The sequence below is a fragment of the Dysgonomonas sp. HGC4 genome, assembly GCF_001261715.1.
In the GTDB taxonomy this organism is placed as follows: domain Bacteria; phylum Bacteroidota; class Bacteroidia; order Bacteroidales; family Dysgonomonadaceae; genus Dysgonomonas_A.
In genome coordinates this window covers 23,362-32,319 of record NZ_CVRU01000155.1, presented here as the reverse complement: position 1 = coordinate 32,319, position 8,958 = coordinate 23,362, and the positions used below count along the sequence as shown (strand labels likewise).

7 protein-coding genes are annotated in these 8,958 nt (G+C 34.8%); all 7 read left to right on the top strand.

Annotation, left to right across the window (positions count from 1 at the left end; all coding sequences use genetic code 11):
• The first annotated feature begins 137 nt into the window (after window positions 1–137).
• Entirely contained in the window at window positions 138–2,474 is a 2,337-nt protein-coding gene (locus tag HGC4_RS14810) for a glycoside hydrolase family 3 N-terminal domain-containing protein (RefSeq protein ID WP_050710915.1), read from the top strand.
• Between the two features lie 164 nt (window positions 2,475–2,638).
• Window positions 2,639–3,778, top strand: coding sequence for a glycerate kinase family protein (locus HGC4_RS14805; protein ID WP_050710914.1), 1,140 nt, complete (start codon window positions 2,639–2,641; stop codon window positions 3,776–3,778).
• 123 nt (window positions 3,779–3,901) lie between these two features.
• The gene (locus HGC4_RS14800; RefSeq protein ID WP_050710913.1) at window positions 3,902–4,360 is read left to right on the top strand and encodes an arginine repressor; all 459 of its coding nucleotides are present in this window, start codon (window positions 3,902–3,904) and stop codon (window positions 4,358–4,360) included.
• A gap of 29 nt (window positions 4,361–4,389) precedes the next feature.
• The gene (locus tag HGC4_RS14795) at window positions 4,390–4,995 is read left to right on the top strand and encodes a GNAT family N-acetyltransferase (RefSeq protein ID WP_185099979.1); all 606 of its coding nucleotides are present in this window, start codon (window positions 4,390–4,392) and stop codon (window positions 4,993–4,995) included.
• The gene (gene argG / locus HGC4_RS14790) at window positions 4,992–6,194 is read left to right on the top strand and encodes an argininosuccinate synthase (protein WP_050710912.1); all 1,203 of its coding nucleotides are present in this window, start codon (window positions 4,992–4,994) and stop codon (window positions 6,192–6,194) included. Before HGC4_RS14795 ends, argG begins: the two co-directional genes overlap by 4 nt.
• Window positions 6,195–6,434: 240 nt before the next feature.
• A complete protein-coding gene (gene argC / locus HGC4_RS14785) occupies window positions 6,435–7,403 on the top strand; it encodes an N-acetyl-gamma-glutamyl-phosphate reductase (protein ID WP_050710911.1) in 969 nt (322 codons plus the stop codon).
• Window positions 7,404–7,524: 121 nt separating this feature from the next.
• Window positions 7,525–8,901: a MutS-related protein gene (locus HGC4_RS14780; protein ID WP_050710910.1), complete on the top strand. Its 1,377-nt coding sequence runs from the start codon at window positions 7,525–7,527 to the stop codon at window positions 8,899–8,901.
• Window positions 8,902–8,958: the final 57 nt, after the last annotated feature.

The following is an 8,958-nucleotide window of genomic DNA, read 5'->3' as shown; positions in this document are numbered from 1 at the left end:
TCTTATTTTCAGTTATTTAGTAGAAAAGATAATTTATCCGAGACTTAATAAATTCTTTATGAGCAGAATTTTTCCATTGAAGAAATAAAAGATATATCAATAATTGCAATTACCTAATAATTAAATAATATTATCTGATGAAATACACATTACTGCTTTTATGTATAGCCTTATCTTTTGGACATACATATGCTCAACCAAAGTATAAAAATCCCAAACTGAGTGCGGAAGAACGAACTAAAGATTTAGTCAGTCGCATGACTCTTGAAGAAAAAGTAGGTCAGCTACTTTGCCCACTAGGATGGGAGATGTACGAAAAGAAGGGTAACAAAGTTACACAGTCAAAGAAATTTGAAGATATCGTAAAAGAAAGACAAATCGGTATGCTGTGGGCAACTTTCCGTGCTGATCCATGGACTCAGAAAACATTAGAAAACGGATTAAATCCTACTTTAGCTGCTGAAGCAGGAAATGCTCTTCAAAAATATATTATAGAAAATACCCGTTTAGGAATTCCTATCTTTTTAGCAGAAGAGTGTCCTCACGGACACATGGCTATCGGAACAACTGTTTTTCCGACTGCAATAGGTCAGGCTGCCACTTGGAATCCTGTGTTATTAACTAAAATGAGTTCTACCATTGCACAAGAAGCTCGTTTACAAGGGTCACACATAGGATATGGTCCTGTGCTTGATTTAGCTAGAGAACCTCGTTGGTCTCGTACCGAAGAAACTTATGGAGAAGATCCAATCTTGATAGCTCGCATGGGCGAAGCGTTTGTAAAAGGTTTTGGTAGTGGCGATTTAACTAAAAAAAATAGCCTTATATCAACCCTTAAACACTTTGTGGCTTATGGTGTACCCAAAGGTGGTCATAATGGAAACCCAAATAGTGTAGGAATGAGAGACCTTAGAGAAAATTATCTGCCTCCTTTTCAAGCAGCAGTAAAAGCAGGTGCATTATCTGTGATGACTGCATACAATTCTATTGATGGTATTCCTTGTACTTCTTATGAATACCTCTTAAAAGATGTACTTCGTAAAGAATGGGGATTTAATGGTTTTACAGTTTCTGATCTTGGTAGTATCGAAGGTCTGAAAGGAAGCCACCATGTTGTAGACAATATACAGGATGCAGCTATTTTATCAGCTAATGCAGGGTTGGATGTTGATTTAGGCGGAAATGCTTTCTTTCTATTAATTGATGCAGTGAAAAACAACAAAGTAAAAGAGTCTGTTATTGATGAAGCAGTTAGACATGTTCTTAGGTTGAAGTTTGCAATGGGACTTTTTGAAAATCCTTATGTAGATGTAAAACAAGTAGCTAAAAATATCAGAAACCAAGAACATATTGATTTAGCTCGTAAAGTAGCACAAGAGTCTGTTACTCTTCTTAAAAATGAAAAGAATATTTTACCTCTAAACAAGAACATAAAAAAAGTAGCTGTTATAGGACCCAATGCTGATAACATCTATAATCAATTAGGAGATTATACAGCACCTCAAGAAAGAGATAATATAAAGACAGTTTTAGATGGAATTAAATCAAAACTGAATGCTTCTCAGATTCAATATGTAAAAGGAACAGCAATCAGAGATACTACAAACCTAGAAATACAAGAGGCTGTTGTTGCTGCAAAAAATGCAGATGTTGCAATAGTTGTAGTAGGAGGATCAAGCGCTCGTGACTTCAAGACAAAATATATCGACACAGGAGCTGCCGTTGCTTCAAAAGACAATATCAGCGATATGGAAAGTGGCGAAGGATACGACAGAGTCTCATTAGACTTAATGGGAAAACAGCTTGATCTATTAAAAGCAATAAAAGCAACAAGTACCCCTGTTATTGTAGTATATATTGAAGGACGTCCATTAAATATGAACTGGGCTGATGAAAATGCAAATGCACTTCTTACAGCATGGTATCCTGGGCAAGAAGGAGGAAACGCTATTGCTGATATTCTATTTGGAGATTATAACCCCGCAGGTCGTTTGCCTATTTCTGTGCCTCGTTCAGTAGGTCAATTACCAGTATATTATAATCAGAGAAATCCAAAGAGCCATGATTATGTAGAAATGACTCAAGCTCCACTTTATCCCTTTGGTTTTGGCTTAAGCTATACATCTTTTGAATATAGTAATCTAGCTATTCGCAAAGTAAATAATACAAGTTACACGGCAGAATTTACAATTACAAATACTGGTAATTTTGATGGCGATGAAGTTGCTCAACTTTATATACGCGATGAAGTTGCATCTACAGTTCGTCCGGTAAAACAACTAAAACACTTCTCACGTATTAATCTGAAAAAAGGTGAAAGTAAAACTGTATCATTTGAACTTTCTAAAAACGATTTCTCAATCATTGATCAGCAAATGAAACAAATTGTAGAACCCGGAAAATTCAAAATTATGATAGGCTCTTCTTCTGAAGATATTAAATTAGAGGATGTAGTAAACATTGAGACTATTTAAGGGTTCAGACCTTTTATTACTTTAGCTAGCACAACAGAAATAATCGGTTATAAATCGAAAGTATATCATTTACAGAAAGCTCCTGAAATAAAATTATTTCAGGAGCTTTTTTATTAACTTTATATTGCATTCAGAAAACAAACAGACTTTATATAAAAATACCGATGGAAAATCTAACATTTGTTTTAGCACCAGATTCTTTTAAAGGCTCTATGACTGCACAAGAAGTATGTGAGGCTATGGAAAAAGGCATAAGAAAAGTACTTCCCAATGCAAACTGTATCAAAGTTCCGATGGCAGATGGGGGAGAAGGTACAGTTCAATCATTAGTAGATGCAACCCACGGTACAATATATAATCTTGAAGTTGTAGGTCCTCTAAATAATCCTGTTATTGCCCAATACGGAATATTGGGAGATGGAACAACCGCCGCGATAGAAATGGCATCCGCCAGTGGAATTCAGTATATAAATGAAAAGACCCGTAACCCTTTAATTACCACAACATATGGTACAGGTCAATTAATCATAGCATGTTTAGATAAAGGCATAAAGAAAATAATCCTAGGAATAGGAGGCAGCTCAACAAATGATGGTGGAGTGGGGCTTGCCCAAGCATTAGGTGCACGCTTCTTAGATAAACAAGATCGTGAATTACCATTTGGAGGCGAAGCACTATCTCAACTTGCAAAAATTGATATATCGAAACTTGATTCTCGTTTAGACAATATTGAAATAGAAGTTGCCTGTGATGTAACTAATACTTTGTATGGCGAAACAGGAGCATCTAAAGTATTTGGTCCTCAAAAAGGAGCTACGCCTCAGATGGTAGAAATCTTAGATAATGCACTTTATCATTATTCTGAAATAATAAAACAACAACTAAATAAAGATATTGCAAACATTCCTGGTGCAGGTGCTGCTGGAGGTTTGGGTGCAGGTCTTCTTGCATTTACAAATGCAAAACTAAAACGAGGTATAGATATTATCATCAACTACACCAACTTAAAAGAAATTATCAAACAAGCAGATTTTGTATTTACAGGTGAGGGGGGTATTGATTTTCAAACACAATACGGAAAAACTCCCTATGGAGTTGCTCTAGTAGCTAAGTCTGAAAACAAAAAAGTGATTGCCATTGCCGGATATATAGGTGAAGGTATAAATCAACTATATGACTGTGGTTTTGATGCAATTCTGGGAATTTTACCACAAGCAGTTTCTCTGGAAGAAGCTCTTTCGAAAGGAAAAGAAAATGTTGAAAGAACTATCGAAAATATTGTCCGCATACTTCTAATTAAATAAAAGCACCTTTACTTAATACAAAATCGTTTTTTAGCATCAATATATACAAAAAATAATCTCAAATATGTTTGAATATACAATATTATGTATAAATTTGCAGAATAAAATGTATATTTATTCAAAATGAGAAAGAAAATCCGACATACAACCATCAAAGAAGTTATATTATCTGAGGATATAACCAATCAGGATATGCTTCTAAATGCCCTAATAAACAAAGGGTTTGATGTGACACAAGCAACACTTTCTCGTGATATAAAAGAGCTGAAAATTATAAAAGCACCAACACCAAGAGGTAATTATGCATATCAATTGGCTGATGCAATTGTAAATTCGCCCGATAATATAATGCCTCTATCATCATTTGGTTTTCTTAGTATTGAATTCTCTGGACAACTGGCAGTTATAAAAACTCGCCCCGGATATGCTATGGCTATTGCCGGAGAAATAGATTCAAAAGCTAACCAAACAATACTAGGTACTGTTGCCGGAGACGATACGATATTAATAATACCCAAAGATAATATTAGCAGAGAAGAAGTGCTAGCATCTCTTTCCTCCTTTATTCCAAATATGAAATGATCAACAATATTTTATCGACAGATAAAAAAATGAAAGAAGAATTAGAACCAGAAATAACTATCGAAATAGCCAGCGATAAACATATCGAATATGTTCAGACTATATTAGATACAATAGAAGCAGCCGCAAAGGTGCGTGGTACAGGTATAGCCAAACGCTCTCCCGAGTATGTGGAGCTTAAAATGAAAGAAGGCAAATCGATCATCGCTCTTGCCGGGAAAGAATTTGCAGGTTTCTGTTATATAGAAACTTGGGGTAATAAACAATTTGTTGCCAATTCGGGGCTTATTGTTGTTGATAAATTCCGAGGGCATGGTTTAGCTAAGCGTATCAAGCAGATGGCTTTTGCTCTTTGTCGTCATAGATTTCCTGATGCAAAGGTATTTGGGTTAACGTCGGGTGCTGCTGTCATGAAAATCAATACCGATTTGGGATATGTACCTGTTACTTTTGCTCAATTAACGGATGATGAAGCTTTCTGGAGAGGTTGTCAAGGTTGTGTTAATTATGATGTATTGACCCGCACAGACCGCAAATATTGTATTTGTACTGCAATGCTTTATGATCCAAAAACACATGAAGATAAGCCGGAGATAAAAGATTTACTGAAAAAATTAAAAGATACAGACCAATGAAAAAGAAAGTCGTTTTAGCTTTTAGTGGAGGATTAGATACTTCATTTTGTGCCAAATATTTGTCCGAAGAAAAAGGATACGAAGTATATACAGCTATAGCTAATACCGGAGGTTTCTCGCCGGACGAACTAAAGATAGTTGAAGAAAAAGCCTATAAATTAGGAGCAATAAAACACGTAGCATTAGATGTTACACAAGAATATTACGAGAAGAGCATCAAGTATATGGTGTTTGGAAACGTTCTGAGAAACGGAACTTATCCTATATCAGTAAGTTCTGAACGTATATTTCAAGCAATAGCCATTATTAATTATGCAAAGGAAATAGGGGCTGATGCAGTTGCACATGGTAGTACAGGTGCAGGTAACGATCAGGTACGTTTCGATTTGACTTTTGATGTATTAGCTCCCGAAATAGAAATAATAACTCCAACACGTGATATGATCTTAACCCGTGAATATGAGATTGATTATCTTAAAAAACATGGTTATGAAGCAGATTTCACTAAAATGGAATACTCTATAAATAAAGGTCTTTGGGGAACAAGTATAGGTGGTAAAGAGACATTGAAATCGAACCAAACCTTACCCGAAGAAGCATATCCTTCTCAATTGATTAAAAAAGAATCGGAGATTCTAACCATTGATTTTGAACAAGGAGAAATAGCCGGAGTAAACGGAAAAAAATATACTAATAAAATAGAGGCGATTAATAAAATTGAAGAAATAGCTTCGGCTTTTGCAATAGGTCGCGATATGCATATTGGTGATACCATTATAGGTATTAAAGGACGTGTAGGTTTCGAAGCCGCTGCACCGTTGGTAATTATCAACGCACACAAAATGCTAGAAAAGCACACTCTTACCAAATGGCAACAATACTGGAAAGAGCAATTAGGCAATTGGTACGGAATGTTTCTACATGAAGCACAATACCTTGAACCTGTAATGCGTGACATTGAGGCTTTCCTTACAAGTTCTCAAGACAATGTAACAGGTACAGTTACTATCAAATTAATGCCTTATAACTATGTATTAGTTGGTGTTGACAGCGATTTTGACTTAATGAAAGCCGAATTTGGAGAATATGGAGAAATAAATAAAGCATGGAGTGCTGATGATGCAAAAGGCTTTACTAAAATTTACTCTATCCCTACAAAAGTATTTCACAGCGTACAAAAGAAAAATAATAAAGCCTAAGAAACCACTTTAAGGAACAATAAGTATTTAATGCAACAGAATTTAATTATAACTATCTGTTGCATTTATACTTACTAAAGTAGTAGGTAATTCTAAGATCTTTGTTGTTCTTTTTTTCTACAAACGACAAGATACTTCTAAAAAAACTCTTATTTTTATAACTATGGGTCTCGAACCTATTTATAATTTAGTGATATAACACTAAATACTTTTATTTACTAAATAGACGATCAAAATAAAATGATAAAAGCAGGAATAATAGGTGGAGCAGGATATACAGCAGGAGAATTGATTCGTTTATTGATTAATCATCCTCAAGTAGAACTAGTTTTCGTTAATAGTACTAGTAATGCTGGAAATAAGCTAACCGATGTTCATGGAGGTTTACTTGGTGAAACTAATATGAAATTTACAGATCAGCTTCCATATAACGAAATAGATGTACTCTTTTTCTGTACAGCACATGGTGACACTAAAAAATTCTTGGATACAAATAAAGTTCCTGAGAATTTGAAAATTATAGACTTGTCTACTGATTACCGTAAAGAATCGGCAGAACATGAGTTTGTATATGGTTTACCCGAATTAAACAAAGAGAGAATAAAGCAAGCAAAACGAATTGCTAATCCCGGATGCTTTGCAACAGCTATACAATTGGCTTTACTGCCCTTAGCTAATGCTCAATTATTGAATACAGAAGTTCATGTAAATGCAATTACGGGATCAACAGGGGCAGGGGTTAAACCTTCGGCAACATCACATTTTAGTTGGAGAGAGAATAATATTTCAGTATATAAAGCTTTCGAACATCAGCACTTAGGCGAAATTCGTCAATCATTGACTCAACTTCAAAATAATTTCTCAGAAGATATTAATTTTATACCTGTTCGCGGTAATTTTACTCGTGGTATATTCGCCAGTATTTATCTGAATTTTGAAGGTTCGAAAGAAGATGCTCGTAAACTATACGAAGACTTCTATAAGAATAGCCCTTTTGTTATAGTAACTGATAAAAATCCTGATCTAAAACAAGTTGTCAACACTAACAAATGTGTTTTATATGTAGAGAAGCATGGTAATAAACTGCTTATTCTTTCTTGCATCGACAATCTAGTGAAGGGTGCTTCGGGGCAAGCTGTTCATAATCTAAATCTTATCTTTGGTTTAGATGAAACAGAGGGATTAAAGCTGAAAGCAACAGGATTTTAAGATCAAGTAATATCTTATTTTCTAAATTGAGATATTCAGTTTTTGAGCTAAAGACAAAAAGAGTCTTATAAAAAAATAACTTTATCGAATACTAGGTTTATTAATTAAAAACATCGCGCCTATGCCCTTTCAGATAGACGACCAGACAAAAAAGGATCTAGACATTTTTGGTACATACAAAAGTGGTAAATCGATATTTGACCTGTTTAACTTGACTACATGTAAAGGAGGTCAAGACAAATTATATCGCTTTTTGGCAGAGCCAATGACTGATCTTCAAAAAATAAACGAAAGGAAAGAGGCTGTTCTGTTTTTTCAGCATCATGTGACATCACGATTGACGATTGATAAAGATGCTCTCGATTATGCAGTATATTACCTAAAAGACAGAGGTTCCTCTATCAGACGTGCATCAAAAGTATGGTCGGCGGAGCGAAAAATAATGAATACACTGAATCCGACAGAAAGCTACTATGTTGTAAAAAACGGAGTGAACTCTATGATTGTGATTCTAAAATCATTGTACGAATTTTCTCTAAATTTGGTTAATGAAGGAAAAGCTAATCATTGCCCTATATTATTAAAGAAAGACAATGATAAGGTTCTCGAAATATTTGCTTTATCAGAATTTCAAAGTGCTCTTGATTTAAAAAGCCTAAAGGCTTACGATATAGATGTGTATGACTCTATTTTCAGACACTCACAAAGTAGAAATATTCAATTTCTAATCAATCTCATATATGAATACGATGCTTTTCAGGCAATAGCTAATGCTGCTGATAAGTACAATCTTTGCTATCCCGAAGTTTTACCCAAATCAGCAAATTGTCTTGAACTCGAAGGACTTTTTCACCCATTTGTAGAAGATGCGATAGCAAATGATATTAGCTTCGGAGGAGAGTCAAATCTATTATTCATCACGGGACCCAATATGGCTGGGAAATCAACTTTTCTAAAAGCCTTGGGTGTTTCTGCATATTTGGCACACGCAGGATTTCCTGTCCCTGCCAAAAGCATGAGATTGAGTCTTATATCAGGGTTATGTACTACCATCAATATATCTGATGACTTACATTCGGGTTACAGCCACTTCTACGCAGAAGTTCTGAGGGTAAAGTATGTTGCTAATCAACTGAAAGAAAATAATAATCTACTGGTTATTTTCGACGAACTATTTAGAGGAACAAACGTAAAAGATGCCTATGATGGTACTTTAGCCATAGTGTCGGCATTTGCACGCATCAAAAGTTCATTCTTCGTTATATCTACACATATAATAGAAGCAGCCGAAAGTTTAAGTGCAAATGATAATATAAGTTTCCGAAGTTTTGAGATACGTGAAGTTGATGGACATCCTACCTATACCTATAAATTAAAAAATGGTATATCAACTGATAGATTGGGCATGTACATAATTCGTAAAGAGAGAGTAGTGGAGATGATAAATGAAGTATTGACAACCGCACCCAAAAGTGATAATATAGAAAGCAACGATTAGATTACTTTCTAAAATAGAAATAAGAATAAGTAATAAATAGGTTTAAGACCTTTAATA